At 68.1% G+C, this 26,194-nt stretch carries 26 protein-coding genes; 13 read left to right on the top strand and 13 right to left on the bottom strand.

The window, feature by feature from the left end:
* Window positions 1-148: 148 nt before the first annotated feature.
* The gene (locus tag ACR9FL_RS11265) at window positions 149-1,657 is read left to right on the top strand and encodes a serine hydrolase (RefSeq protein WP_436355641.1); all 1,509 of its coding nucleotides are present in this window, start codon (window positions 149-151) and stop codon (window positions 1,655-1,657) included.
* On the opposite strand, the gene ACR9FL_RS11260 is transcribed toward ACR9FL_RS11265, so the two are convergent.
* From ACR9FL_RS11260 to ACR9FL_RS11250, 3 genes are all read right to left on the bottom strand, one after another.
* On the bottom strand, window positions 1,654-2,511 hold the full coding sequence (locus tag ACR9FL_RS11260) for an alpha/beta hydrolase (protein WP_436355640.1): 858 nt from the start codon (window positions 2,509-2,511) through the stop codon (window positions 1,654-1,656). The genes ACR9FL_RS11265 and ACR9FL_RS11260 overlap by 4 nt on opposite strands.
* Before the next feature lie 108 nt (window positions 2,512-2,619).
* Window positions 2,620-3,231: a TIGR02466 family protein gene (locus tag ACR9FL_RS11255; RefSeq protein ID WP_436355639.1), complete on the bottom strand. Its 612-nt coding sequence runs from the start codon at window positions 3,229-3,231 to the stop codon at window positions 2,620-2,622.
* 144 nt (window positions 3,232-3,375) lie between these two features.
* Window positions 3,376-4,146 (bottom strand): tRNA1(Val) (adenine(37)-N6)-methyltransferase, encoded by a 771-nt coding sequence (locus tag ACR9FL_RS11250; protein WP_436358147.1) that lies wholly within the window; start codon window positions 4,144-4,146, stop codon window positions 3,376-3,378.
* Window positions 4,147-4,289: 143 nt separating this feature from the next.
* On the opposite strand from ACR9FL_RS11250, the gene ACR9FL_RS11245 reads away from it, so the two are divergent.
* Together ACR9FL_RS11245 and ACR9FL_RS11240 are read left to right on the top strand one after the other, a co-directional pair.
* The gene (locus tag ACR9FL_RS11245; RefSeq protein ID WP_436358146.1) at window positions 4,290-5,264 is read left to right on the top strand and encodes a polyprenyl synthetase family protein; all 975 of its coding nucleotides are present in this window, start codon (window positions 4,290-4,292) and stop codon (window positions 5,262-5,264) included.
* A gap of 65 nt (window positions 5,265-5,329) precedes the next feature.
* Window positions 5,330-5,671 carry a hypothetical protein gene (locus ACR9FL_RS11240; protein WP_436355638.1) on the top strand — a complete coding sequence of 114 codons (342 nt, stop codon included), beginning with the start codon at window positions 5,330-5,332 and terminating at the stop codon, window positions 5,669-5,671.
* 7 nt (window positions 5,672-5,678) lie between these two features.
* On the opposite strand, the gene ACR9FL_RS11235 is transcribed toward ACR9FL_RS11240, so the two are convergent.
* Window positions 5,679-6,884, bottom strand: a complete 1,206-nt coding sequence (locus ACR9FL_RS11235; protein WP_436355637.1) for a pyridoxal phosphate-dependent aminotransferase — start codon at window positions 6,882-6,884, stop codon at window positions 5,679-5,681.
* 121 nt (window positions 6,885-7,005) lie between these two features.
* Here ACR9FL_RS11235 and ACR9FL_RS11230 point away from each other — a divergent pair, with 121 nt between their 5' ends.
* The 8 genes from ACR9FL_RS11230 to ACR9FL_RS11195 all read left to right on the top strand — a co-directional run bounded on the left by ACR9FL_RS11230 (window position 7,006) and on the right by ACR9FL_RS11195 (window position 15,181).
* On the top strand, window positions 7,006-7,728 hold the full coding sequence (locus tag ACR9FL_RS11230) for a TVP38/TMEM64 family protein (protein WP_436355636.1): 723 nt from the start codon (window positions 7,006-7,008) through the stop codon (window positions 7,726-7,728).
* A gap of 13 nt (window positions 7,729-7,741) precedes the next feature.
* Window positions 7,742-8,356 (top strand): glutathione S-transferase family protein, encoded by a 615-nt coding sequence (locus ACR9FL_RS11225; RefSeq protein ID WP_436355635.1) that lies wholly within the window; start codon window positions 7,742-7,744, stop codon window positions 8,354-8,356.
* Window positions 8,357-8,606: 250 nt separating this feature from the next.
* Window positions 8,607-9,647 (top strand): rod shape-determining protein, encoded by a 1,041-nt coding sequence (locus ACR9FL_RS11220; protein WP_105563262.1) that lies wholly within the window; start codon window positions 8,607-8,609, stop codon window positions 9,645-9,647.
* 115 nt (window positions 9,648-9,762) lie between these two features.
* Complete coding sequence (mreC, locus tag ACR9FL_RS11215) at window positions 9,763-10,983, top strand: rod shape-determining protein MreC (protein ID WP_436355634.1); 1,221 nt, start codon at window positions 9,763-9,765, stop codon at window positions 10,981-10,983.
* Window positions 10,980-11,498 (top strand): hypothetical protein, encoded by a 519-nt coding sequence (locus tag ACR9FL_RS11210; protein WP_436355633.1) that lies wholly within the window; start codon window positions 10,980-10,982, stop codon window positions 11,496-11,498. Before mreC ends, ACR9FL_RS11210 begins: the two co-directional genes overlap by 4 nt.
* Window positions 11,495-13,501: a penicillin-binding protein 2 gene (mrdA, locus tag ACR9FL_RS11205; protein WP_436355632.1), complete on the top strand. Its 2,007-nt coding sequence runs from the start codon at window positions 11,495-11,497 to the stop codon at window positions 13,499-13,501. The genes ACR9FL_RS11210 and mrdA overlap by 4 nt, the downstream gene beginning before the upstream one ends.
* A complete protein-coding gene (rodA, locus tag ACR9FL_RS11200; RefSeq protein WP_436355631.1) occupies window positions 13,498-14,655 on the top strand; it encodes a rod shape-determining protein RodA in 1,158 nt (385 codons plus the stop codon). The genes mrdA and rodA overlap by 4 nt, the downstream gene beginning before the upstream one ends.
* A gap of 28 nt (window positions 14,656-14,683) precedes the next feature.
* Window positions 14,684-15,181, top strand: coding sequence for a DUF6173 family protein (locus tag ACR9FL_RS11195; RefSeq protein ID WP_436355630.1), 498 nt, complete (start codon window positions 14,684-14,686; stop codon window positions 15,179-15,181).
* A 113-nt stretch (window positions 15,182-15,294) separates the two neighbouring features.
* Here ACR9FL_RS11195 and pip read toward each other — a convergent pair whose 3' ends face one another.
* A complete protein-coding gene (pip, locus tag ACR9FL_RS11190) occupies window positions 15,295-16,269 on the bottom strand; it encodes a prolyl aminopeptidase (protein ID WP_436355629.1) in 975 nt (324 codons plus the stop codon).
* A gap of 31 nt (window positions 16,270-16,300) precedes the next feature.
* Window positions 16,301-16,672: a DUF423 domain-containing protein gene (locus ACR9FL_RS11185; RefSeq protein ID WP_296175459.1), complete on the bottom strand. Its 372-nt coding sequence runs from the start codon at window positions 16,670-16,672 to the stop codon at window positions 16,301-16,303.
* 50 nt (window positions 16,673-16,722) lie between these two features.
* Here ACR9FL_RS11185 and ACR9FL_RS11180 point away from each other — a divergent pair, with 50 nt between their 5' ends.
* Complete coding sequence (locus ACR9FL_RS11180; RefSeq protein ID WP_436355628.1) at window positions 16,723-17,889, top strand: MFS transporter; 1,167 nt, start codon at window positions 16,723-16,725, stop codon at window positions 17,887-17,889.
* An 18-nt stretch (window positions 17,890-17,907) separates the two neighbouring features.
* Here ACR9FL_RS11180 and ACR9FL_RS11175 read toward each other — a convergent pair whose 3' ends face one another.
* From ACR9FL_RS11175 to ACR9FL_RS11165, 3 genes are all read right to left on the bottom strand, one after another.
* Window positions 17,908-18,501: a hypothetical protein gene (locus tag ACR9FL_RS11175; RefSeq protein ID WP_436358145.1), complete on the bottom strand. Its 594-nt coding sequence runs from the start codon at window positions 18,499-18,501 to the stop codon at window positions 17,908-17,910.
* Window positions 18,502-18,618: 117 nt separating this feature from the next.
* Window positions 18,619-21,201: a tipN gene (locus tag ACR9FL_RS11170; protein ID WP_436355627.1), complete on the bottom strand. Its 2,583-nt coding sequence runs from the start codon at window positions 21,199-21,201 to the stop codon at window positions 18,619-18,621.
* Window positions 21,202-21,346: 145 nt separating this feature from the next.
* Entirely contained in the window at window positions 21,347-21,526 is a 180-nt protein-coding gene (locus ACR9FL_RS11165; protein WP_296175453.1) for a hypothetical protein, read from the bottom strand.
* Window positions 21,527-21,663: 137 nt separating this feature from the next.
* On the opposite strand from ACR9FL_RS11165, the gene ACR9FL_RS11160 reads away from it, so the two are divergent.
* Window positions 21,664-23,148 (top strand): phospholipase D-like domain-containing protein, encoded by a 1,485-nt coding sequence (locus ACR9FL_RS11160; protein WP_436355626.1) that lies wholly within the window; start codon window positions 21,664-21,666, stop codon window positions 23,146-23,148.
* Here the strand turns inward: ACR9FL_RS11160 and ACR9FL_RS11155 are convergent.
* Genes ACR9FL_RS11155 through ACR9FL_RS11140 form a run of 4 tightly spaced genes read right to left on the bottom strand, consistent with a single transcriptional unit; the run spans window position 23,133 to window position 26,131 of the window.
* Window positions 23,133-23,873 (bottom strand): endonuclease/exonuclease/phosphatase family protein, encoded by a 741-nt coding sequence (locus tag ACR9FL_RS11155; RefSeq protein WP_436355625.1) that lies wholly within the window; start codon window positions 23,871-23,873, stop codon window positions 23,133-23,135. The genes ACR9FL_RS11160 and ACR9FL_RS11155 overlap by 16 nt on opposite strands.
* A 44-nt stretch (window positions 23,874-23,917) precedes the next feature.
* Window positions 23,918-24,604, bottom strand: coding sequence for a TPM domain-containing protein (locus ACR9FL_RS11150; RefSeq protein WP_436355624.1), 687 nt, complete (start codon window positions 24,602-24,604; stop codon window positions 23,918-23,920).
* Window positions 24,604-25,425: a TPM domain-containing protein gene (locus ACR9FL_RS11145; RefSeq protein ID WP_436355623.1), complete on the bottom strand. Its 822-nt coding sequence runs from the start codon at window positions 25,423-25,425 to the stop codon at window positions 24,604-24,606. The genes ACR9FL_RS11150 and ACR9FL_RS11145 overlap by 1 nt, the downstream gene beginning before the upstream one ends.
* A gap of 31 nt (window positions 25,426-25,456) precedes the next feature.
* The gene (locus tag ACR9FL_RS11140; RefSeq protein ID WP_436355622.1) at window positions 25,457-26,131 is read right to left on the bottom strand and encodes a LemA family protein; all 675 of its coding nucleotides are present in this window, start codon (window positions 26,129-26,131) and stop codon (window positions 25,457-25,459) included.
* Between the last annotated feature and the right edge of the window lie 63 nt (window positions 26,132-26,194).

The raw sequence follows: 26,194 nt of genomic DNA, 5'->3' as shown, positions 1-26,194 counted from the left end.
TGATGGGGAGGTTGGCGCGGGATGTAGCGGTCGCGAACCCTTTGGGCAAATCTCTAGACGTAACGCGGGGCGGTTTGAAGGCGCTGCATCCGTTCCGGCCCCTCGCGGCCTCTACCCGTCAGCCCGCAGAGGGCAGGGGAGCGACTTCATGAGATCACAGTCGATAGGGGCGCTGCTGGCGGTGGCGCTGGCCTGCACGGCGGGCTGGGCGAGCGCGCAGGACCGCGCGGCGTTCGGCGCGGCGATGGACGCCTTTGCGACCCGGGCGATGCAGCGGATCGAGGCGGCGCCGGGAATGGCTGTCGCTGTGGTGGACAAGGACGGGCTGGTCCACGCGGCCGGCTTCGGCGTGGCGGATGTGGCGACGGGCGCGCCAGTCACGACGGACACGCGATTCTACATCGCCTCGGCCACCAAGTCCTTCACCGCCCTGTCGCTGGCCGCCATGGCGCGGCGGGGCGAGGTGGATCTGGATGCGCCGCTAGCCGACTGGGCGCCGCCGTCCGGCGTTCCGACGGACATCGCTGCGCGGATCACCCTGACCGACTTGCTGAGTCATCGTTCGGGCGTCGACAATGACCCTATCGCCTTCCGTGTCGCCTATTCCGGGGACTGGACGCCTGAGGTTCTGTGGCGGCTGACGGCGGAGACGCAGCCGCGCGACACCCCCTATGGCCAGTTCGTCTATGCCAACGCGGGCTACAACCTGGCCACCGTGCTGGCGGAGCGCCGCTGGGGCCGGGACTGGCGCGAGATGGTCGAGGACGAGGTGCTGACGCCTTTGGGGATGAGGGCCACGACTGCGCGCATCGATGAAGCCCGCGCGTCGGGCGCGGTGGTCGCCGCCGGTCACTTCGGACGCATCCCCGGCCAGCCCGAGCGGTCGCCGTTGCAGAAGACCGACGCGACCATGCAGTCGGCGGGCGGGCTGATCTCGACCGCCAGCGACATGGCCCTGTGGCTGGAGGCCCAGATCAACGACGGCCGGGTCGGCGGGCGGCAGGTGTTTCCGGCGGGACTGGTCGCCTCGACCCATGCATCGCGGGTGGCGCAGGAGGCGACCTTCGGCCCCTATGTCCGCACCGGCTATGGTCTGGGCTGGCAGGTCGGGCGCTATGGCGACGACGTGTTGATCCACCACTTTGGCAACTTCTCAGGCTCGCGCGCCCATGTCTCCTTCATGCCCGAGCGTCGTCTGGGCGTGGCGGTCATGGTCAACGAGGACGCCTTCGCCGGCGATCTGGCCGACGTAGTCGCCAACTACGCCTATGACTGGTTCGCCGGTCTGCCCGAGATTGACGCCGTCTATGACGCCAGGCTCGACGCCCTGATCGCCGAGCGCGACCGCCGCCGCACAGGCATCGCCGGCGCCGTGGAGGCGCGGGCCAAGCGGCCGCGCACCCTGTCGCTGGACAACGCCGCCTATGTCGGGGACTACGTGAATCCGGCCTATGGAACTCTGAAGATCCGTGAGGCGGGCGAGCGTCTATCGGTCGCTATCGGCGTGCAACAGGCCCTGGCCGAGTACCTGACCGAGCCGGAGGGGCTGCGCGTCGAGCTGACCCCGTTCCGGGGTGAGGGCCTGTTGTTCAAGCTGGACGCCGAAGGCCGTCCGACCGCGCTGACCTATCAGGACGTGGTCTTCGAGCGGCGCTAAGGTTTGGCGGGCAAGACTGCCATAAGCCCCCTGGTGAAGCCGCTTGGCGCGACCGTCAGGTGGTCCTCGTCGTCCAACACTTCGCTGGTCAGGGTCAGGCCCTGATAGTTGCGCGACCGGAGGCGCTCCTCGAAACGGGCGTTGTCTCCGACCATGTCGTAGCGAGTGTTGAGACGACCGGACCCCGGAAACTCATGCTCGCCGATATACATATGGACCCGCGCGGGAAGGTCCGTGTGGGCGCGGGCATAGTCCGCTTCAGTCCGCATCATCGCATGGTCGCCGAACCAGAAGGACGGGCTGCCCAGGATGTAGCCGTCGAACAACTCGGGCTCGCTGAACAGGATCTGCGCGCCCAGAAGCCCGCCATAGGAATGGCCCAGCAGGACGCGACGCGCTGGATCCGCCCGAAAGCGATCCTCGATGAAGGGCAGGACCTGAGACTTCAGATAGGCCTGATAGGCCACGCCGCCGCCTGTGCGGTCATTGATGCGGACAGGGGTGTAGTCGCGGGTGCGGCTGCTCATGCCGCCTTCGCCCTTGGCGTAGGACAGGCCGACCAGGATGAACTCCTCGATCACCGGCCCATCCAGATTCACGCGCCGGGCGATCTGGCGAATGATGGGGAAGGCGTAGTCGGCGTCGGTGACATAGAGGACCGGGTAGCGACGGTTCGGCTGGTCCGCGTAGCTGGCGGGCAGGCTGACGAAGACCTCGTAGTCGCGGGTAGAGACCGGATCAGGCACCGACCAGACCTGGGTGCCCTTCAGCACATAGGGCGCGCCCTCGGCAGCGGGGGTGGCGGTGGTTTGAGCGTCCGCCCGTTCGCCGCAGCCCGCAGCGAGGCTCGCCACCACTAAAATCGTCGCCAGTCCTATTGCCCGCATGGAGGCCCCCTCAAGCTTCACCAGAAGGACAGACTTCAGGGCAAATGGGGCGAGGAAAGGGCGGCCAAGGTTGTCTTAGGCGTAGTTGAAGCTGATCGAGATGCGCTGTTCCTCGGCGCGGTTGGCCGGGACCTCGTGGCGCAGCCAGCTTTCCCACATCAGGATCGTGCCTGAGGCGGGCTTCAGATAGACGAAGGGTTTCTCGGCCTCGGTCGCCTCGGTGGTCAGGCCGGGGCGGGCCATCATCATGACCAGGCGCGGGTCCTCGATCTTCAGCGACGAGGCTCCGTCGGGGACGTGGATATAGATGGTGCCGGAAATGATGGCGTGCGGGTGGATGTGGCCGGTGTGGCCGCCGCCGGGCATCAGGACGTTGACCCACAGATTGTCCAGCTTGGGCTTCCTCGCCAGGTCGAAGTGCAGGGCCTTGGCGTAGGCGGCGGCGTGCTTGTCCAGCAGCCGTTTCAGTTCGGCGAACTCGGGGAAGCGGTGCGGCAGGTCGTTGATCGAGCCATAGGAGGTGTAGCCCGGATAGTGGTTGGCCTTGCACCATTCGATCCCGGCCTCGTCCTCCTCGGCCATGACCAGGCAGAGGTCGAGGATTTCCTCGTGCAGTTCGGGCCAGGCAGGCGCGGCGGCCAGCGAAGCTTCGTAAACCTGGGTCGGGAAGAGGGGGCGCAGGGACATGGAGTTGCAATAGCCCTTCTCCCCTTGTGGGAGAAGGTGGCTGCCGAAGGCAGACGGATGAGGGGTTTTGCAACCGTCGGAGAGACCCCTCATCCGACCTCGCGTCGCTCGGCCACCTTCTCCCACAAGGGGAGAAGGGAAGGATTAGAAAGGCAGAGCCGCCTCGCCGCGCAGGATGGCTTCGGCTTCGGGGCTGTGCTTGGCCTCGGTGCGGTCGTGCAGGACCAGCGGCGGCAGCAGGCGTAAGGGCGCCTTGCCGGTCTTGATGGCCTGGACCAGCACCCGCTTGGCGGGCTGGTCGGCGTAGGGCTGGATGGGGCGGATGGCGAAGGAGCCGGCCTTGTCGCCCAGCAGGGCCAGCAGGTCGGCCAGGCGGTCGGCGCGGTGGATGACCACGATCTTGCCCCCCTCGCGGACGGCCTTCAGCAGAAAGCCGGTCCAGGCCTTCAGTCCGTCATCGGCCATCCAGGCCCCCATCTTGCCGGGGCCGGGCGCCCGCAGAGCGCCAGGGTCGTCGAAGAAGGGCGGATTGCTGACGGCCCAGTCGAAGGTCAGCAGGTCCAGCGCTCGGAATCCCTTGGCCACGTCGCCGCTGATAATGGTGGTGCGATCCTCGACGCCGTTCAGCGCGGCGTTTTCGCGCGCCAGCCCGGCGGCGTTCGCATCGCGCTCCAGTCCGGTCAGGGTCACGCCGGGGCGTCGCGCCGCCACCTGCATCAGCACCGCGCCCGCGCCGCAGCCCGCCTCGATCAGCCGCTCGCCGGGTTTGGCGTCCACGGCGGCGGCCAGCAGGGCGGCGTCCATCCCGGCGCGATAGCCTTTCACCGGTTGGCGCAGCCGGACGCGACCGCCCAGCAGGGCGGATTCCGCAACATCCGCTGCGGCAGTAAGGGTTGACCCGGCTTGACCCATCATGACGCCGCCACCATTGTGCGCCGCATCGCGTTCGGGCAAGCGGATGCGTGTGATTTCCGGGCGAATCTCCCCCTTCGCCCCCTGAGTTGAAAGAGATTTTCGTGGACGCAGCTCTCGTCGCCGCTCCCCGCCCCAAGGGCGATGTGGACGCTCTTGTTCGTCTGGCAAAGGACGACATGGCGGCGGTTGACGCCTTGATCATCGCCCGGATGCAATCCGATGTGCCGGTGATCCCCATGCTGGCCGAGCATTTGATCTCGGCAGGCGGCAAGCGCCTGCGTCCCCTGATGACCGTCGCCGCCGCGCGCGCCATCGGGGCTCAGGGCGACATCGCCGCCGCCACGAAGCTGGCCGCCTCGGTTGAGTTCATCCACACCGCCACCCTGTTGCACGACGACATCGTTGACGGTTCGGAAATGCGGCGCGGCAAGGTGGCGGCGCATCTGATCTGGGGCGCGGCCTCGTCGGTGCTGGTCGGCGACTTCCTGTTCGCGCGCGCCTTTGAGCTGATGGTCGAGACGGATTCGCTGCGCGCGCTCGGCATTCTGGCCACGGCGTCCAGCGTGATCGCCGAGGGCGAGGTGCTGCAACTGACGCGCGCCCACGACCTGAACCTGGATCAGGCCACCTATCTGCAGATCATCCGCGCCAAGACCGCCGAACTGTTCGCCGCCGCCGCCGAGTCGGGCGCGGTGGGCGCGGGCGCGACCGAGGAACAGGTCGAGGCTCTGCGGGACTACGGCATGGCCCTGGGCATCGCCTTCCAACTGGCCGACGACGCTTTGGATTACGGCAGCGACACCGCGACGCTGGGCAAAAACGCGGGCGATGACTTCAACGAGGGCAAGGCCACCCTGCCGCTGCTGCTGGCCGTCCAGCGCACCAAGGGCAAGGAAGACCTGTTCTGGGACCGCGTCATCACCAAGGGCGAACGCACGCCCGAGGACTTCACCCGCGCCCGCGAACTGATCCTGGGCACGGGCGCGGTCGAGGCGACGCTGGACGCCGCCGGCGACTATGCCGACCGGGCCAAGGCGGCGCTGTCGGTCCTGCCGGCCAGCGACTGGCGCTCGGCGCTGGAAGACCTGGCTGACTTCGCGGTCAGCCGCGCGGCCTGATGTTGGTTGCGGTCGTCATGGCGGGGCTGCTGGCAGGCGTCCCTCAGGATGCGCCGCGATTCACCATGACGTCGGAGCCGGGCGACGCCCTGAAGGCGGAGCTGTTCCGACTGGCGCCCGGCGACGCCGACGCCCAGGTCCGCGATCTGCTGGGCGGAGGCGAGGCGGAGGCCTTCAATCTCAAGAAATCCGGCGCCCTGAAGATGGCCTATCGTCGGGCGACGGGGCCGGGCGCGGGCCTGGTGCTTTACGCCGGGCCTTCCAGCGAGCATCGCGTCGATGCGGCCTGTCTGCTGACGCGCACCGCCGACGGCGATCACGACAACTCGCAGCGGGCGACGGAATGGTGCCTATCCTTCATCCTGAAGACGGCGCCGACGTTGAACATTCCGCCGGCGCCGCTCTAGGCGGTTCTTACTTCAGCGAGGCGCAGAACTTCTGGATGCGGCGGCAGCCTTCTTCCAGCACGGCCTCTGAAGTGGCGTAGCTGATGCGGAAATAGGGGCTGAGGCCGAAGGCGGCGCCCTGAACCACGGCCACGCCCTCGGCGTTCAGCAGTTCGGCGGTGAAGACCTCGTCGTCGGTGATGACCACGCCCGTTTCGGTCGTCTTGCCGATCACGCCCTCGATCGAGGGATAGACGTAGAAGGCGCCTTCCGGCGTGGGGCAGCGGATGCCCGTCGCCTGGTTCAGCATCGACACGACCAGGTCCCGACGCTTCTCGAAGGCGGCCGAGCGTTCGGCCAGGAAGTCCTGCGGGCCGTTCAGGGCCTCGACGGCGGCCCACTGGCTGATGGACGAGGGGTTGGACGTCGTCTGGCTGGCCACCTTGCGCATCAGGTCGATCAGGGGCTTGGGGCCGCCCGCATAGCCGATGCGCCAGCCGGTCATGGCATAGGCCTTGGACACGCCGTTGCAGGTCAGGGTGCGGTCATAGAGGTCCGGCGCGACCTGGGCGATGGTGACGTAGTCGAAGCCGCCATAGACGAGGTGCTCGTACATGTCGTCGGTCAGGATCCAGACCTGCGGGTGCTTGCGCAGCACTACGGCCAGGGCTTCCAGCTCGGCGCGGGTATAGGCGGCCCCGGTCGGGTTCGACGGCGAGTTGAGGATCAGCCACTTGGTCTTGGGCGTGATGGCGGCGTCCAGAACCTCAGGGCGCAGCTTGAAGCCGTCGGCTTCCTCGCCGATCACGGTGACCGGCTCGCCACCGGCCAGCAGCACCATGTCGGGGTAGGACACCCAGTAGGGCGCCGGCACGATGACCTCGTCGCCGGGGTTCAGCGTGGCCACGAAGGCGTTGTAGATCACCGGCTTGCCGCCCGAGGCGACGTGGATCTGATTGGTTTCGTAGGTCAGGCCGTTTTCGCGCGCGAACTTGGCGACGATGGCCGCCTTCAGCTCAGGCATGCCGTCGGCGTCGGTGTATTTCGTCTCGCCGCGCTTGATGGCCTCGATGGCGGCGGCCTTGATGTTGTCCGGGGTGTCGAAGTCCGGCTCGCCGGCGCCCAGGCCGATGACGTCGCGGCCCTGACGTTTCAGCTCACGCGCCTGAGCGGTCACGGCCAGGGTGGCCGAAGGCTTGACGCGGGCGAGGGAGGCGGACTGAAGGCTGGACATGTCTATCCCGTCTGGAGGATGTGAAGAGAGCCGGGGAGGCGAGGCTTGATACGCAACCCGGCGCGGGCGCACAACGTTTGTGCGCCTTGCGGACGATCAAAAGGCGATTTGGGCGAAATTAATGCGGCGGATCGTCGATTTCCTGCTGAATATGGAGGCCCAGCGGTGGCGGACCCTGCTGGTCAGCCTGCTGCTGCTCGGGGGAATCATCGCCCTGTTCGCCTTCGGCAAAAGTCATTTCACCCTGGGCGCGGAAGAGAAGCTGGAGGCCTGGCTGGCCGGTTACCGGGTCGGGCCGTGGGGACTGGTCGCCGCCATCGTGGTCTTCACCGTCTCGGCCTTTGTCGGCATTCCCCAGTTCATCCTGATCGCCGCCTGCGTGGTGGCCTTCGGGCCGTGGTTCGGCTTCCTCTACAGCTGGATCGCCACGGTAGTCTCGGCGGCGGTCACCTATTGGCTGGGGCGTGGTCCCACGGCGCGGGCGTTGGAGCGGTTCGGCGGCGGGGCGGCGGAACGCTTGCAGCGCTTTGTCGGCCGCAACGCCTTTTCGGCCAGCTTCATCATCAGGAACGTGCCTTCGGCGCCCTTTATCGTCGTCAACATGGCTTTTGGCGCGGTCAGGGCCTCGTTTCCGGGGTTCCTGGCCGGGTGCGCCCTGGGCGTCCTGCCCAAGACCGCCCTGGTCGCCTTCTTTGGCGGCTCCTTCATGGCGGCGGTGTCCGGCGACGGGGTCTGGACCTCATTGATCCTGGCCGGGGTGGCCGTAGTCTGGCTGGCGCTGATGATGGCCGTGCGCGAAGTGGTCAAACGTCGCGAAGCGGCGCGAATTTCAGACCTGGATTGAACCGGAGACGACAATGCTGAAGCTCTATTATTCGCCCGGCGCCTGCGCCATGGCCTCGCACATCGCCCTGGAAGAGACGGGCGCCGACTACGACCTCCAGAAGATCGACCTGCGGCAGGGCGAGCAGCGAACGCCGGAGTATCTGGCGATCAATCCGGCGGGCGTGACCCCGGCTCTGGCGACCGAGCAGGGCGTCATCACCCAGAACGTCGCCATACTGGCCTATGTGGCCCAGACCCATCCACAAGCCGGCCTGGCGCCGACCCAGGCCTACGCCTTCGCCCGGATGCAGGCCTTCAACGCCTGGCTGGCCTCGTCCCTGCATCCCGCCATCGGCAAGGTGCTGTTCTCGCGTCCGCCGCTGGAGGGCGCGGCCCGAGACGAGGCGCTGGAGCAAGCTCTGGCCAAGTATGATCTGGCCGAGCAGCATCTGCTGGTCGGTCCCTGGGCGCTGGGGGCGGATCATTCGGTCACGGACGGATACCTGATGGTCTTCACCCGCTGGGCGCGTCAGGCCGACCTGTTGGACAAGGCCCGCTTCCCCGGTCTGAACGCGCATCTGGACCGGGTGCAATCACGTCCCGCCGTTCAACGAGCGCTCGCGCTCGAGGGGCTGTCGGCGATCTGACGTCTTCACCCGCAAGCGGGGCCGGAAAGCTTGAGCGGATGGGCTTTCAAGCCTTGCCGTGACAAGGCTGTGATCGACGAGTCATAGGCGCTTGCAATCGACGCGGCATGAGGGCAAACGGGCCTGTAGTCGGCCAGGCGAGGACGATCAGGATGGTTCGGCGCACATGGGTGCGCGGGGCAGGGGCGTCGCCAAGCGGACGAACAAGACTCACGCCCTAGCAGGCCCGAACAAGCGGTAACCGACGCCCATGCTTTCTCCCCTCTTCGGCATGATCTCCAATGACATCGCAATGGATCTGGGGACGGCCAACACCCTGATCTACATGCGCGGCAAGGGCATCGTCCTGAACGAGCCTTCGGTCGTCGCCCTGCGCAACGTCGGCGGCCGCAAGATCGTCCACGCCGTCGGCCTGGAAGCCAAGCAGATGCTGGGCCGCACGCCCGGCCACATGGAAGCCATCCGTCCGATGCGCGACGGGGTCATCGCCGACTTCGAGGTCGCCGAAGAGATGATCAAGCACTTCATCCGCAAGGTTCATAACCGCAAGGGCTTCGTGAACCCCAAGATGATCGTCTGCGTCCCCTCGGGCGCCACGGCCGTCGAACGCCGCGCCATCAATGATTCCTGCCTGAACGCCTCGGCCCGCCGCGTCGGCCTGATCGACGAGCCCATGGCCGCCGCGATCGGCGCCGGTCTGCCGATCCACGAGCCGACCGGTTCGATGGTCGTCGACATCGGCGGCGGCACGACCGAGGTCGCCGTCCTGTCGCTGTCGGGCATCGTCTATTCGCGTTCGGTCCGCGTCGGCGGCGACATGATGGACGACGCCATCATCAGCTACATGCGCCGCAACCATAACCTGCTGATCGGTGAAACGACCGCCGAGCGCATCAAGAAGGACATCGGCACCGCCCGCGTCCCGGCCGACGGCGAAGGCCTGTCGATCGAGGTCAAGGGCCGCGACCTGATGCAGGGCGTGCCGCGCGAAGTGAAGATGAGCGAGCGCCAGGCCGCCGAGGCCCTGGCTGAGCCGGTCTCGCAGATCGTCGAGGCCGTGAAGGTCGCCCTGGAAGCCACGCCGCCGGAACTGGCCGCCGACATCGCCGACAAGGGCATCATGCTGACGGGCGGCGGCGCCCTGCTGCGCGGCCTGGACGTCGAGATCCGCGACCATACCGGTCTGCCGGTTCAGGTCGCTGACGATCCCCTGTCCTGCGTCGCCATCGGCTGCGGCAAGGTGCTGGAGCACCCGTCGTGGATGAAGGGCGTCCTCGAGTCCTCGCTCTGAGGCTGAACAGCCTGTCGTAAGGGCCGCGTTCTTCGGGAATCGGTTTTTGCGATAGGCTCTCACCGCCGACGAGCGAGGCTCGCCGGTCCCGGATCTCTAGGTAGGAAGGCTGGCCGTGGCGTTTCGCGACGGACCGTTCGAGAACATCAAGGTGCCGCTGGCCTGGACGGCCGCGGTCGTGGTCATCGTCGGCATCATCGGCGCGGTCATGCTTCTGCTTGGCGACAGCCGCCAGTCTCGCAACGCCAATGGCTACGCGCCGGCCAGGGCTGGTTTTGAAGCCGGCGCCGCGCCGGTCGGCGGGGTTCTGTCCGCGCCTGTCCGCTGGACCGGGAACGCTGTCGACTACGTCAAGGGCTACTTCTTCGCGGTGTCGGAGAACCGTCGCCTGCGCGCCGAGATCGTCGAATTGAACGCCTGGCGCGACGATGCCCTGGCGCTGAAGAACGTCAACGGCCGCTACGAGCAGATGCTGGGCGTCAAGACTGAGCCGCCCATTCCCATGGTGACGGGCCTGGCCATCACCGACGCGCGCGGTCCCTTCGCCCGTTCGCGCCTGTTGAATATCGGCGCCGCCAAGGGCATTCGCGTCGGTAACCCGGTGCTGAGCGAGCACGGCCTGGTCGGTCGCATCATGGGCGCGTCAGCGGGCAACAGCCGGATGTTGCTGCTGACCGATGTGGCCTCGCGCACCCCGGTCCTGGTGGAGCGCACCGACGCCCGCGCCATGCTGACCGGCGATGGCAGCGGCAGCCCGCGTCTGGACTATATCCGCGGCGCTGGATCTGTGCAGGAAGGCGACCGCATCATGACCTCGGGCGACGGCGGCGGTTTCCCGCGCGGCCTGCCCATCGGCGTGGCCGCCAAGGGCGTCGACGGGACCTGGCGCGTCAAGCTGTTCAGCGACCGCAGCGCTATAGATTATGTCCGCGTTCTGCTGTTCCAAGACTTCAGCCAACTGGCCGATCAGAACGCCCTGAACGCGGCGCCGCTGGCCAGCCTGGCCGCCGCGCCGCCGCCCACCCCGGCCCAGGCCGCCGCCATTCAGGATGTGGCGACTCGCCGCGCCGCTGCGGCGGCTGCGACTGCGGAGCGGGTGCGCGCCGCCAACGCCGCGCCGCCGCCCGCGCCGGTCACCGCACCGGCCGCAACGACCGCCGTCTCAGCCCGAACGCCGACAGCGACCGCGGCTCGCCCGGCCGCCGCCCGTCCGGCGACACCTCAACCGCGTCCCGCCGCCCCTCGAGCCGCAGCCCCTCGACCCGCAGTCCCGTCGCCGCAGCCTGTCGCCCCGGCGCCTGATGTCGAGCCCACGCCTGCTGGAGCCGCAGAGTGAGACGGGCGATCACGGTCCGCGTCGTCGGCCCGCTGCAATGGATCGTCTATCCGGCCCTGACCGCGATCTTGGTGACGGTGCTGCTGGCCATTCCCTTCCGGCTGTTCGGCCTGAACCTGCCCGAGCCGGTTCTGCCGATCGTTCTGGCCTTCGCCTGGCCGCTGATCCGGCCGTCCATGCTGGCGCCCTTGGTGCTGTTCGGCCTGGGTCTGTTTCTGGACCTGTTCTGGGGCGGGACCCTGGGGCTGTGGCCGCTCAGCCTGCTGGCTGTCTATGGCGCAATCCTGCTGGCCTCGAACTTCCTGGCGGGGCAGGCGACCATTGTGCTGTTCGCCCTCTACGTCGCCTCGACGGGCTTCGCCTTCTTCCTGGCCTACATGATCACTACCTTGAGCCTGGGGAATGCGCCGAGCATCCTCGCCGTTCTGGGTCAGGTCGTGCCGACGCTGCTTCTTTTCCCTCTGGCCGACTGGCTGATCCAGCGTTTTGACGACGCCGACGTGCGGTTCCGATGAGCAGCGAACCCCATATCTTCTTCTCGGACGTCAATGAGCGGCAGGGCTCCTTCCTGCGGCGCACCTTCCTGCTGGGCGGCGGGATGGCGCTGGGGACCGTGGCCCTGGTCGGGCGGCTGGCGCAGCTGCAGATCGTCAAGGCCGAGGAATACGCCACTCTGGCCACCAACAACCAGTTCAACTTCCGTCTAGTCCCGCCGCCACGCGGCCTGATCAAGGATCGCAACGGCGTCACCATCGCCGGCAACCGGCCCAGTTTCCGGGTCCTGGTGGTCCGGGACGAGACCAAGGACCTGGACCAGACGCTGGACCTGCTGGGCCAACTGCTGCCGGACACGCTGGAGCGTCGTCGCACCATCATCCGTGAGGTCAACGCGGCGCCGCGCTTCTCGCCGGTTCCGGTCAAGAGCGACCTGACCTGGGAGGAGTTCTCCAAGGTCAATCTGCACGCCGCCGAACTGCCGGGCGTCATGGCCGACATGAACGAGGCTCGTTATTATCCCTTCGCCGGGGCCTACGCCCATGTGATCGGCTATGTGGCCAAGGTGTCGGATCGCGACGTCAAGGCGATCCGCGACAAGGGCGAGCAGCCGCCCTCCATCCTGTTCAACCCCGGTTTCCGCATCGGTCGTCAGGGCATCGAAAAGGCGCTGGACACCGATCTGCGCGGCGAGGCCGGCGGCAAGCGGGTTGAGGTCGATGTGCGGGGCCGGGTCGTGGCCGAGGATGCGGCGGGGTCCAAGGCCCCCATCCAGGGCTCCGAGGTCATGCTGACTCTGGACAACGACGTCCAGAACCGCGCGCTGGAGGTTTTTGGCGAGGAAGCCGGCAGCTGCGTCGTCATGGACGTGCGCAACGGCGACATCCTGGCCATGGTGTCGTCGCCGTCGTTCGATCCCAACCTGTTCGTCTCGGGCGTCCCGTCCAAGGTCTATCGCGCCCTGGCCGACTATGAGCGCCGCCCGCTGCTGGACAAGGCGCTGGGCGGCACCTTCGCGCCGGGCTCGACCTTCAAGCCGGTCGTGGGCTTGGCGGCCATGAAGCGGGGCTGGGACCCCAACCGGCGCGTGGTCTGCAACGGCAGCTTTTTCCTGGGGCGGCGCTTCGCCTGCCTGGGGCGGCACGGGGCGTTGGACCTGCGCGGCGCCATCAAGGCTTCTTGCAACGTCTATTTCATGACCATCGCGACCGAGTTCGGGCCGGACGCCATCGCCGAAACGGCGCGGGAAATGGGCTTTGGCCAGAGCTTCGACATCGGCCTGACGGGGCAGAAAACGGGTCTGGTCCCGGACCGCGAATGGCGTCGGCGGAACCCGGTGCGCGGCGACGGCAAGTGGTATCCCGGCGAAACGCCCAGCTACGGCATCGGTCAGGGCGCCCTGAACGTCAATGCGCTGCAATTGGCGGTCTATACGGCCCGCATCGCCAACGGACAGAAGGCGGTGACGCCGCGCCTGATCAAGTCGATCGGCGGCGTGGAACAGACCTCCGGCACGGCCTTCGCCGACCTGCCGTTTGATCCCGCCCTGTTGAAGGTGCTGCGCGACGGCATGGAGGCGGTGACCGACATCGGCGGCACCGGCTTCCGCAACAGCCAACTGGGCCTCGGCGCCGTTCGCATGGCGGGCAAGACCGGCACGGCCCAGGCCCAGAACTATGGCGCCGGGTCGCGCAAGGGCGCGGGCCGCCCCTGGGCCCAGAAGGACCACAACCTCTTCATCGCCTATGCCCCGACCGACAATCCGCGCTATGCGGTGTCGGTGATCGTTCAGCACGGCGGCCTGGGCGGCGGCACGGCCGGCGCCCCGCGCGCCCGTGAAGTGATGAAGGTCGCCCTGCTGAAGGACCCCGAGATCCGCGCCCGCATTGAACAGGCCGGGTTCGAGGCTCCCGAGGACGCCGGCGCCCGCGAGGCCGAGGCGCGCGGCGAGCCCGTCGATGCTCTGCCCCTTGAAACGCCCGCAGTCGACGTCACCGCGCCTCCGCCGGAGCCTACCCAGTGACCGCCTCCGCCCTGACCCGTCCCGGCGAACGCGACCGGATTTCCAGCAAGCTGGCCGAGCTGGACTGGCGCGTCATCGGCCTGTTGTGCGTCCTGGCCGGCATCGGCACGGCCATGCTCTATTCCATCGCGGGCGGCAGTTGGTCGCCTTGGGCGTGGAAGCACCTGCTGCGCTTCGGCGTGCTGCTGGTGGCCATGATCGGCCTGGCCATGGTCCATCCCAAGTGGTGGTTTCACGCCGCCTATCCGGTTTACGGCCTGTTGCTGTTCATGGTGCTGCTGATCGAGTTCACGCCCATGGGCTATGTGGCCGGGGGCGCCAAGAACTGGCTGAACCTGGGCTTTATCCGCATCCAGCCGGCCGAGTTCATGAAGATCGGTCTCGTTCTGGCGCTGGCCCGTTGGTATCACGGCCACTCGGCTCAGGACGCGCGCTGGTCGTGGAAGCTGCTCTTCCCCTTGGGCATGATCGGCGTGCCCTTCCTGCTGGTGGCCAAGCAGCCTGACCTGGGTTCGGCCATGATCATCGGCCTGACCGGGGCCGCCGTCATGTTCATGGCCGGTCTGAGCTGGCGGGTGATCGCCGCCGCCGCCGCCGCCGCCGTGGCGGTGATCCCGCCCTTCGTCATGTTCGTCATGCACGACTATCAGCGCAACCGCGTCCTGACCTTCCTCAACCCCGAGGCTGATCCTTCGGGCACCGGCTACAACATCATCCAGTCCAAGATCGCGCTCGGTTCGGGCGGTCTGCTGGGCAAGGGCTATGGCCTGGGCAGTCAGAGCCAGTTGGAGTTCCTGCCGGAACGCCACACCGACTTCATCTTCTCGACCGTGTCCGAAGAGTTCGGCTTCGTCGGCTCCTTCACCGTCCTGGCCTGCTACACGGCCCTGATCCTGATCTCGCTGCGGATCGCGGCCCTGTCGCACAGCCATTTCGGCCGCATCAGCGCGGCGGGCATGACGGCCTTCCTGGCCCTGTTCGTCCTGATTAACGGGGCCATGGTCATGGGTCTGGCGCCGGTCGTCGGCGTGCCGATGCCGCTGCTGTCCTATGGCGGCTCGACCATGATGACGGTGATGATCGGCTTCGGCCTGATCCTGTCGACCCATGTGCACCGCTATGTCGAACTGCCGAAGGGGCAGGGACTGTTCTGATTGCGGTTTCAGGCGTTAGGCTGAGTTCATGACCGACAAAGCGCCTGAACCCGCCGCCGTTTCCCCCGATCCTGTTCCCAAGGCCGATCCCGCCATGTTTTCGGACTGCGGCGACACGCCCTGTCCGCAGCCGGTCATGACCGACCCCAAGAACGAGGCGGCGGCCCTGACCGAGGGGGTGCGCATGCGCAACAACCCCGCCGAATGGGCCTTCGTCCGCCTGTCCAAGCTGATCGAGGAGTTCGAGGCCAAGCTGGACAAGGATGAGGAGATCGGCGCCCGCGTGGTCGGTCTGCCTGGCGAGGGGACGATGCAGATCGTCGATGTCGGCTTCTGGGGGCCGGACCTGATCATCTTCTTCGGCCGCAACGCCGACGGCAAGCCGGTGCGCCTGATCCAGCACTACACCCAGATCAACGTCGTCCTGGCCGCGATCAAGAAGCCGGAGGAGCGCGAGGCGCGCCGCATCGGCTTCCAGCTCAACGAAATGGTGATGAAGACCAATCCTTCGCCAGCGGGCGCCTGAACCTGTCCGTCATCCCGGAAACGGCGTAGCCGTTATCCGGGACCGCAGGAAGCGTCGGCGCCTTGGGCGGTCCCGGCTCGGCGCGGCTTCGCCGCTGGGCCGGGATGACGGGCTTACAAAGTCGCCGCCCAGTCCGTGCCCTTGATCAGGCTGTCGATGATGCCGGGCTCGCTGGAGGCGTGGCCGGCGTCCCCGACGATGTCCAGCTTGGCCTCGGGCCAGGCGCGATGCAGGGCCCAGGCGCCCGAGATCGGCGTCACCACGTCAAAGCGGCCCTGGGCGATCCAGCAGGGGATATGACGAATGGTCTCGATGTTCTCGAGAATCCAGTTCTCGCTGTCGAAGAAGCCGCCGTTGGTGAAATACCAGTTCTCGATCCGGGCGAAGGCCACGGCGAACTCGGGATCGGCGAACTTGTCCGGCTTGCCTGAGGGACCCTGGACGCTGACCGTCTCGCCCTCCCAGGTGGACCAGGCCACGGCGCAGCGATTGCGCTCCTCGATGTCATCGCCCAGCAGGCGCTTGTTGTAGGCGGTCATCAGGTCGCCGCGTTCCGCTTCGGGGATGGGGGCCAGGAAACGCTCCCAGGCGTCGGGGAAGATCATCGAGGCGCCGTCCTGATAGAACCAGTGCAACTCTTTCCGGGTCAGCAGGAAGATGCCGCGCAGGATCAGGGCCAGACAGCGATCCGGGTGCTTGATGGCGTAGGTCATCGACAGGGTCGAACCCCACGACCCGCCAAAGACGACCCACTTGTCGATGCCCAGCATTTCACGCAGGCGCTCGATGTCGGCCACCAGATCCCAGGTGGTGTTGTTTTCCAGCGAGGCGTTGGGCCGCGACAGGCCGCAGCCGCGCTGGTCGAACATGACGATGCGATACTTAGCCGGATCGAAGTAGCGGCGCATCCCGGGATTGACCGCCCCACCGGGGCCGCCGTGCAGGACGATGACCGGCACGCCGTGCGGGTTGCCGCTTTCCTCGTAGTAGATCTCATGGATGCTGTCGGTTTGCATCCAGCCCGAGGCATAGGCTTCCAACTCGGGGTAGAGGTCGCGGCGCAGGGTGTCGGTCACAGGAAATGCCATGTCAGGAAATGGAGGTTTTCAGATTGGCCGCTCAGGCGTTGACGATGTGTGAGCGGAACGCGGCGACAGCCAGCACGATCCAACCGGCGATCATCAGGGTTCCGCCGACCGGGGCGACGGCGCCCATGACGGGCAGGCTCAACAGGCCGATCATGGCCAGGGCCAGGCAGAAGATCAGTCCCCCGCCGGCGGCCAGCCAGCCGGCGATCCGCGCGACCTTGCCGCCGCTCGACCATATGGCGCAGGCCACGGCCAGGACGGCGTGGACCATCTGATACTGGGCGCCGGTGGTCAGCAGGCTCTTGACCGAGGGACTGGCGCCGTGGGCGGCGAAGGCGCCTAGCGCGACGGCCATGGCCCCATTGAAGGCGGCGAAGACGAGCAGGTTGCGATCGAGTCTCATGGCCTAATGTCTAGACTACAACTTTGCGGGAGTCTGCTATCGCAACGGCGATGAAATCCGCCCCCCGCATGGCCCTGCAATACGTCCTGCTGTTCGGCGCCAGCGGGGTAACGCTGCCGTTCGCGGGACTGTGGTTTCGCGCGCAGGGGGTGAGCGGGGCCGAGATCGGCGCCCTTCTGGCCATTCCCATGCTGGGGCGGGTCGTCACCGGGCCGCTGCTGGCGGTTTGGGCGGACGGGTTCCAATACAGGCGCACGCCGATCGCCCTGCTGGGGCTGGCCATGGCGCTGGGTTATGGCGGGGCGGGTCTGGTTCAGGGGTTCGCCGCCTGGGCCGTCTGCTGGTTCGTCGGGGCCACGGCGGCGGCGGCGCTGATCCCGCTCAGCGACGTCATGACGCTGCGGGTGGCCAAACGCGCCGGCTTTGATTTCTCGCTGCCGCGCGGCTGCGGCTCGGCGGCCTTCGTGGTGGCGAACGTGGGCATGGGAGCGCTGCTGACGCGGGCTTCGCCCGACGCCATCATTGTCTGGATCGGCACGGCGGCGCTGCTGATCGCCGTGACGGCCTGGCGTGTCCTGCCGAGCGAGTCGGTCACCGACGGTCCCCGCATGCCTGGGCTCGAGCGTTTCAAGGGCCTGGGACGGCTGGTGGTCGATCCGGTCTTCATGACCGCTATCTTCGCCGTCGGTGCAGTGCAGGCGGCCCACGCCTTCTACTATGGCTTCTCGGCCATCGCCTGGAAGGCGCAGGGCATCCCCGAGAGCGTGACCGGCCTTTTGTGGGCCTTTTCCGTCGTGGTCGAGATCGCCTTCATGTGGGTGGTCGAACCGTGGCGGCGGCGCATGGGGATCGGGCCGTGGCTGATGCTGTCGGTTGGGGCCAGCGCGGCGGTGGTGCGCTGGACCCTGATGGCGTTCGCGCCGCCGCTGTGGGCGCTGTGGCCCTTGCAGACCCTGCATGCGCTGAGTTTCGCCGCCACATATCTGGCGGGGGTCCAGATCGTCGAACGCCTATCGCCGCCGGATAATCACACAGCGGCCCAGACGCTGAGTTCCGTGGTGTCGGCCGGAGTGCTGATCGGATTGGCGACGGCGGCTTCGGGCCCGCTATATGACGCCTTCGGGCTCAAGGGCTATCTGGCGATGGCCGGCTTGGCGTGCGCCGGCGGGTTGGCGGGGTTGGTTCTGCAGTCGCGGCTGTCGAACGCCCAGGCCTAGAGGGGTAGGCCTAGAGGGTCATGCGGCGCTGGAGCGGGGCAGGGGCGCCAGGTGGCGCGCAATGACCGAGGCCGCCGTCTTGACCGCCGCCTGCACCTTGGCGTCGGGCGCGTCGGATGGCGCGCGGATCAGGCCGATGGCGGGAGAAGCCGCGCCGTCCGGCAGGTCGTTCAGGATGCGATACAGGATATAGCTGCCCGCATCCTCCTCGGCGTCCGAGGCGGCCAGGGCGTTCAGTCCCCCGGCAGCCAGGTCGCGCACGATTTCGGCGGTGGGGGCGGTGGCGCGCACGACGCCGGGTCCAGTGTGGTCCAGCCGGTCGCTGCGGTCGAGACAGCGGTTCTCCGCCCGCATTTGAAGACGGAAGGCGCCGGGGTGGGCGGTGCGGCCGACCAACAATAGCGCCCCGCATTCTCCGCTGGCGATCATGGCGCTGAGTTGCGCGGCCAGGGTCTCGGTCGAGCTTGAGCCCGGCACAGGCAGGGTGCGGGCGCCGACGGGGTTCCACGGATCGCCGGACAGGTCCTCGACCGGGTCCCAGGCGGTGAAGTTCGGGTCCCAGGCGCAGATGGCGATGGCGGGACGTCGATCGGGGCGAGGCCCGGTTTCCATATCCTGCAAGGAATCCACCCTGTGTGACACTAACGCGACGGCGGCCGGAACGGTGCGGTCAAACCCGGCGGAAGGTCAAGCCCGCCGGGATGAAATACGACAGCTTTGCGGCAGGCCTTAGCCCAGATCGCCGATGGCGGCGTCCAGCAGCATGAAGGCGCGGCCTTCGTCCGTGGCCAGACGGGCCTGGACGTCATGGGCGTCGCCCCGACGCGCATGATCCTGCATTTCCACCCCGAAGGCGCGGACATAGGCGTCCGCGTCGGCGCGCAGGTCGGCGTCGGCCAGAATGCGGCGGGAGACGCTGCGCACGGCGGCGGGCGCGACGCGGCGCACGATCTGGCGGGCGCGGTCCGGTTCCTGCAGCGCCAGGGCGCGGGCGGCTTCCTCGATGCGGGCGCGCGGCAGCAGGGCGTTGGGATCGACCCCCATGCGGCGGATGGCGGCCGTGACGCGGTTGGCCAGGGCGGCGGCGTCCACGGGCGCGGCCACAGAGACGGGCACGGGGGCGTCCAGTTCCAGCGGCGCTTCGTGGCCCTCGACCGTCTCGCCCAGGTCGTTCCAGTCCAGCGGCTCGTCCTTGGCGGGCGGGGGCGGCGCATCCTCGGTCGGCTCCAGCCTCAGGCGTCCGCGCAGTCCGAAGCCGCGGTCGTCCGCGGGCTTGGGTTCCGGCTTGGGCCCAGGCCTGGGTTCAACGGCGCGCGGTTTGTAGCGCGGCGTCTCGGGCGCGGCGGCGCTCAACAGGGGCTCGCGGCGGCGGCTGGCGGGCGTGTCGCCCGAGACCACGCCCATGACGCGGACGGCCTCGGTCAGCATTTCGTAGTTGCGGCGCACGCGATCCTGGAAGCCGGACTCCAGGGCCTCGGTGTCCTCGGCGGCCTTTTTCGAGGCGGCGGACAGGGCGGCCAGGCCGTGCTCGACCGAAGCGCGCACGGCGTCCACACGGGCGGCGGCCTCCTGGGGCAGGCGATCGGCGCGCGCGTCCATTTCGGCCACGGCGTGTTCGACCTGGCTCAAGGCGGCGGTCATGCGTTCCAGGGTGCCTTCCAGCCGCTCAACGACCTTCTCGCCGGTCAGGTCGACCATGTCGGCGGTCTGATTGACGATCTTGCGCGCGCCGTCGATGCGGGCCTCGGCGGCTTCATCGGCCTTCTGGGCGGCGTCGAACAGGGATTCGCCCAGGCGGTCGGCGCGGATCTGGGCCTGTTCGATGGCGGCGGCGGCGGCGGCGCGCTGTTCCTCGGCGGTGGCCTGCAGGGCCGACAGGGCGCGACGGGTCTCCTCGACCAGCAGATCGCGGGCCTCGGCGGCCAGGGCCTCGAAGCGGTCCAGCGCCAGCTTGGTGGCGTGGTCGAAACCGTCGGCCTCGCGTTGCGACAGGTCCACCAGGGCGCGGAACTGATCGGTCACGGCCTCGACCTGGGCCTTCAGGGCGTCGCTGATGTCGCCCGTCGTCTGGTTCAATTCGCCGGCGGCGCTGCGGGTCAGGGACAACTGCTCGGTGAACTGGGCGCGCTGACTCTCGATCTGGGCCGAGAAGTCTTCCTGGTCGGTGCGCAGGGCGTAGGCGGCGGTGACCAGCGAGGCGCGCTGCTGGCTCAGGCCTTCCTCGACCGACTGGATCTGTTCGGCGACGCCAGAGCCGGCGGTTTCCAGACGCAGGGTCTGGCGGGCCAGGTCGTCGGCGGCGGCGCGGGCGGCGTCCTGGGCCTCGCTGGCGGCGGCGGCCAGATCGGCGGCGCGGGCGGCCAGAGCGGCTTCGGCCTCGCGCAGTTGGGTCTGGGCCAGGTCGGAGGCGTCCACCACCATCCGCGACTGGCGCTCGACGGCGTCGACGACGCCGGTTGCCTGACTGTCCAGTTGCACGCCGAGGGCGCCCATCTGCTCGCGCTCGCGGCCCAGTTGATCGGTCAGGCGACGGGCGGTGCGGCCCGCGCTCTCGGCGGCTTCATTCAGACGAACGGTTTCCTGGGCCAGGGCCTCGCGCAGCAGGGCCATGTCGTTGCGGGCGCGCTCGGCGGCCAGGGCGGCCTGATCGATGTCGCCGCGCAGGCTGGTCAGCACCTGTCCAGTCTGGTGCGCCGCCAGGGCGGTCGGGCCGACCAGGGCTTCGGCCATGTCGCGGGCGCGGCGGGTTTCCTGCGCCAGGCTGGCGCCCTGACGCACGGCGTGCGCCAGCATGATGGCCAGGCCAGCCGGGGCCAGGGCGATCAGGGCGTAAACGGCCAGACGCAGAGGCTCCAGTTGGACCGCGCCCGATCCGAACTCATAGGCGAACCAGGAGGCGACGCCGCCAATCCACAGGGCCGAGGCCAGACCGGCGATCAGATAGGCGTTGCCGCCGGATTTCAGCGCGGGTGCGCGGCGAGAAGCAAGGGAAGCCGGCGGCGGGGCGTCCTCGACCACGGCGGGGGGCGCGTCGGCGGACACGGCCAGGGGCGGCAGGTCGGGCGCGTGTTCGGCCTGGAGCAGGGCGGCGGCGCGCTCATCGGCCAGGCGCTGTTCTTCCAGCAGGCGACGGCGGCGGCGCTCGGACATCGGCTTTTCAGGCGCGGGCGGCAGCGAAAGTTCAGCGTCGAATTCGACGGGCGTCTCGTTCAGGCGTTCGTCGTCCGCGCCGACGATGGGGGCGGACTCTTCGAGACCTTCGCCCGGTTCCGGGTCGGTCAGGTTGAGCGGCGGCCGATGGCTGGACTTCATGGGGCGTCGATCTCGTTCACTATTCGCCGGATACGCGGCGAGGGCGCGCGGAGACTGGACCCTAACGGCTTGATCCGGTCGCGCAAAGGCTGGCGGCGAGGGATTTCATGGGAAGGACGGGGATGATCGCCTGGCGATCGCCCCTTCAGCAGTCGCTGGGGGCCGCGACCGCGATGGTCGAGGCGGGCGCTTCCTTGCAGTCCTGCACGCGCTGAATTTCGCGTTCGGCATGGCGCGGAGCATGCAAATCGACGCCGAATTGCGACAACGCCGCCGCAGCGAGCATCGCAATCAGGCCAGCCAGCATATCCAGCAGCATTTGCATAAGCCCACCATGACAGAATGGGGCCTCATTGTGAAGCGTCGCCATTGAGTAGAGTTGGTGGAACGAAAACCGCTGGAGCGTCACTGTATCAACGGGCGCGTAGCGGATCGTCACGCGAATCAGACAGCTATGGCGGAATGCACCAATCGGGCGACACCTATGACGGCAGCCTGCTCGAACCGGGGCGCGATTGCTGGCGCGTGGCGACGGCGGACCGCTTTACGCCCCTGATGGAAAACGACGCCTATTTCGACGCGCTCGCTTCGTCGCTGCGCAAGGCGAAGAAGTCGATCGTCGTTCTGGGTTGGCAGTTCGATCCCCGAACGCGGCTGGACCCGGAATCCCCATTGACCGACCATCGGGGAGAAATCGGCCATCAACTGCGGATGCTGGTGCGCGAGAAGCCGGATCTGGATGTGCGGCTGTTGATCTGGAAGTCGCCGCTGTTGATCGCCGCCTCCCAGGGCTTCTATCCGCACCGGGCGCAGCGGTGGTTCAGGAAGCGCACGGTTGAGTTCCGCCTCGACAAGCCGGGGATACTCGGCGCCTGTCACCACCAGAAGGTCATCGTCATCGACGACAAGGTGGCCTTCTGCGGTGGGGGCGACATCGCCACGGATCGCTGGGACACGTCCGACCATCTGGACAACGACCCGCGCCGTTGCCAGCCCTCGGGTCTGTTCAGCGCCCCCCGGCACGAGGTGATGAGCGTCATGGACGGAGCGGCGGCCCGCGCCCTGGGGGACCTGGCGCGCGAACGCTGGTTCCGCGCCACCTGGGAACGCACTGTTCCGGATGAAACTGACGACGATCCCTGGCCTGATGGCGTGGAGCCGACCCTGACCGACGTATCCGTCGGCATCGTCCGCACTGAGCCTCGCGTGCGCGGTCGACCCGAGGTGCGCGAGAACGAGGCCCTGCATCTGGAATCTATCCGCCGGGCCAAGCGGCTGATCTACCTTGAGAACCAGTATTTCACCTCGCCCGTCATCGCCGCCGCCCTGGCCGAGCGCCTGGCCGAGCCGGATGGGCCGGAGATCGTCCTGGTCTCGACCGGCCGCAGTCCCAGCTGGTTCGACGGCCTGACCATGGACACGGCCCGCGCCGAGGTCCTGTATCGGCTAGAGCAGGCCGATCGCTACAACCGCTTCTTCGCCTTCAGCCCGCGGACACTGGAGGGCGAGCGCATCATCGTTCACGCCAAGATGTCGATCATCGACGACCGGCTGCTGCGCATCGGCTCGACCAATCTGAACAACCGATCCCAGGGTCTGGACACCGAGTGCGACGTGGCCGCCGAGCCGACGACCGAGGCGGGGTGCGAGGTGGTGCGCCGCTTCCGCCAGCGCTCGATCGGCCACTTCATCGGCGTCTCGGGCGAGGACTTCGCTCAGGCCGAGGCGATCATGGGCTCGGTCGGGCAGGCGGTCCTGACCTTCGGCTCTGACCGGATGACCCTGCTGGGCTCGACGCCGCCGTCAGCCGTCGAGCGGATGATCGCCGAATGGCAGTTGGGCGATCCGGCTTCGTCGATGGACGCCTGGCGGCCGTGGAAACGGTTGAACCGCTCGCACCGGCCCAGGCTGACGGGATCTGAGGCGGAAACTCAGGCGGGGGCCTGAAACTCGAAATCGATGGCCAGGGGCAGGTGATCCGAGGCCGTGCGCGCCAGCGGGTGCAGCGGGGTCATGGCGCCCGTCACCCGGATTTCCGGGCTGATGAAGCAGTGGTCGATACGGATGGCGGGGAAGCTGGAGGGGAAGGTCTTCACCGAGGGCTTCAGCCCCAGCTCGCGCTGGGCGTCGGCCAGCCGCCGCGTCAGGGCGTGATAGGGGCGGGTGATCGAGGTGGCGTTGAAGTCCCCGGTCAGGATGGTCGGCCCCGTGCAGGCCGGATCGCCCAGCCAGTCGCGTCCAACCAGGGCCGCCGCCTGAAGTCTCTGCTCACGCGGCACCAGGCCCAGGTGGGTGTTGAAGACGTTGAGGGTGATGCCGTCGAAGTCGATAGCCGACCACAGGGCGCCGCGCGGCTCCAACCCCCTCAGGTTGGGCAGGGTCGGCAGGGCGGCGGCGCGGATCAGCCGCTCGGGCCGCGCCGTCAGGATGGCGTCGCCATACAGCTCCGCCTCTATGGTCATGGCCGGATGGAAGCGGAAGCCCATCGACAGGCGCTCGGCGATGGCGTGGGCCTGATCGACGCCGTTGGTGCGGGCGCGGCCGACATCCAGTTCCTGCAGACAGACGATGTCCGGCTCCAGCTCGGCGATGACGGCGGCGATGCGGGCCACGTCCAGCTTGCGGTCGACGCCGACGCAGCGGTGCACATTATAGGTGACGAGTCTGGGCATGAGTCCTTGTCGGCGCGGTCGATCCCGCCGCCTGTCTAGCCGGTCTAGATGACAACCAGACGGTCGGGGACCTCATTGATATCAGCGGGCCGGGGCGGAAACCGTTCCGCCAGAACCTGACCGCACAGGGCGATGGCCTGTTGCATGCCCTCGACCGGTTGATCGCGGCGTAGGCCAGCCGTCAAGGCGGCGACGGCGTCGGCCCAGACCTCAGGACTGACGCAGGCGTGGATGCCCTCGTCGGCGATGACCTCGACCTGATGATCAGCCAGGGCGGCGAAGATCAGTACCCCGGTCCGCGCCTGGGTGACGTGCAGACCGTGGGCCAGGAACTGCTGCATGGCGGCGCGGCGGACGCGGGTGCGGCGCAGGGGAGCGGGGGTCAGCAATCGCCGCACGACCGGGATCAGGCTCAACAGAAAGACGCCGAGGAAGACCGCCGCCTGCACCAGGGCATAGGCGGCCAGGGTCTGGCTGATCTCGACCTCGCGCGCGGCGACGTGGGCCGCCTGCCAATCAGATCCGAGACCCGGCAGCCAGTGGGCGCCGAAGCCCAGCGGGATCAGGCCAAGCGGCAGCAGCAGGGCCGCCGCCGCCGCCCAGGCCAGACTGACGTCGCGATAGGAGGACACCTGTCGCGCCACGACGCAGAAGATCTCGCCCGAGGTGTTTTCCTCGGCGCGGGCGATGGCCTCGGCGACGCGGGCGTGGTCGTCTGTTGTGAACTGCATCACCATCCCCCCGAGGCGCCGCCGCCGCCGAAGCCGCCGCCGCCTCCGCCAAATCCACCGCCTCCGCCGCCCCAGCCGCCGCGTCCACCCCCGCGACCCTGGTTCTTCAGCGCCTCGCTGGCGGCCCAGATCAGGATGGGGGTCAGGCCGTCGCCGCCCTTGCCGCCGCGACGCCGTTTGCCGCCCGCCGCGGCTCCGACCAGGCTGATGAAGAGGAAGAAGAAGATCAGGAAGATGATGATGGCGGGCAGGATCGGCTTCTCGCGCTCGCTGGCCGCGCTCTTGGCCTCGGCCGCGCGGGCCTGGGCCTCGGCGGGATCGGCGGTCAGTTGGGCGATTACGGCGTCGGTCCCGGCGATGATGCCGGCGGCGTAGTCGCCTTGCCGGAAGGCCGGAAGGATGTCGTTGCGGATGATCAGGGATGAATAGGCGTCGGTCAGGACGCCCTCCAGGCCATAGCCGACCTCGATCCGCACCTTGCGCTCGTTTGGCGCGACGATCAGCAGGGCGCCGCCGTCGTTTTCCTTCTGACCGATGCCCCAGTGACGACCCAGCTGATAGCCGAAGTCCTCGATCTCCTGATCCTGCAGCGAGGGCAGGGTGACGACGACCAGTTGATCGCCGGTCTGCTGTTCCAACGTCGCCAGCTTGCCGGTCAGGGTCTGTTCCTGTTCCGGGCTCAGCAGTTGGGCGTCATCGACCACTCGCCCGGTCAGGGCCGGGAACTGGATCTCGGCGGCCAGAGTGGGCAGGGCCGCCAGCCACAGGGCGAGGCCGACCAGCAGCGCCGGGATCAGTCCCGGCGCGCGTCTGTCCCTCATGGTGAGGGCGGAAGGGGTCATGTCGAGCGGATCAGGCCGCCGGAGCCGCCGCCGGCGGGGTCGAACCCGGCGCGGCGCCCCCCGGCTGTGCGCCCGGAACGCCGAGGTTGAAGTTCACGCTTGGCGCGCTCTGGGCCTCTGCGGTGGCGGTGAACAACTGCATGGGCTTGGAGCCGCCGTGCAGGGTCTTGGCCCAAATCACGCTCGGGAAGGTGCGCAGGGTGGTGTTGTAGTCGCGCACGGCCTCATTGTAGTCGCGGCGCGCCACGGCGATGCGGTTCTCGGTGCCTTCCAGTTGCGACTGCAGGGTCAGGAAGTTCTGATTGGCCTGAAGCTGGGGATAGGCCTCGACCGTCACCAGCAGGCGCGACAGGGCGGACGACAGCTCGCCCTGAGCCTGTTGGTACTGCTGGAAAGCGGCGGCGTTATCGAGGTTCGAGGCGTCGATGTTGACGCTGGTGGCCTTGGCGCGGGCCTCGATGACTTGAGTCAGGGTGGTGCGTTCCTGGATGGCCGCGCCCTGAACCGTCGCGACCAGGTTCGGCACCAGGTCCGAACGGCGCTGATACTGGCTCTGGACATCGGCCCAGGCGGCTTCGGCCCGTTCCTGCTTGGTCGGAATGGTGTTGTAGCCGCAACCCGCCACGGCGGGGGTCAGGACGACGACGGCGGCGACGGCCGCGAGACGGGGCGAGAATCCAGCCATGAAGCTCCTCCGGCGGCCATGATGACCGCTGATCCGGTAAAGACTATCGGAGCGGAAAGGCTC

The sequence above is a fragment of the Brevundimonas sp. CEF1 genome, from assembly GCF_051353055.1.
Lineage (GTDB): Bacteria > Pseudomonadota > Alphaproteobacteria > Caulobacterales > Caulobacteraceae > Brevundimonas.
This window is presented reverse-complemented; position numbering and strand designations above follow the sequence as displayed.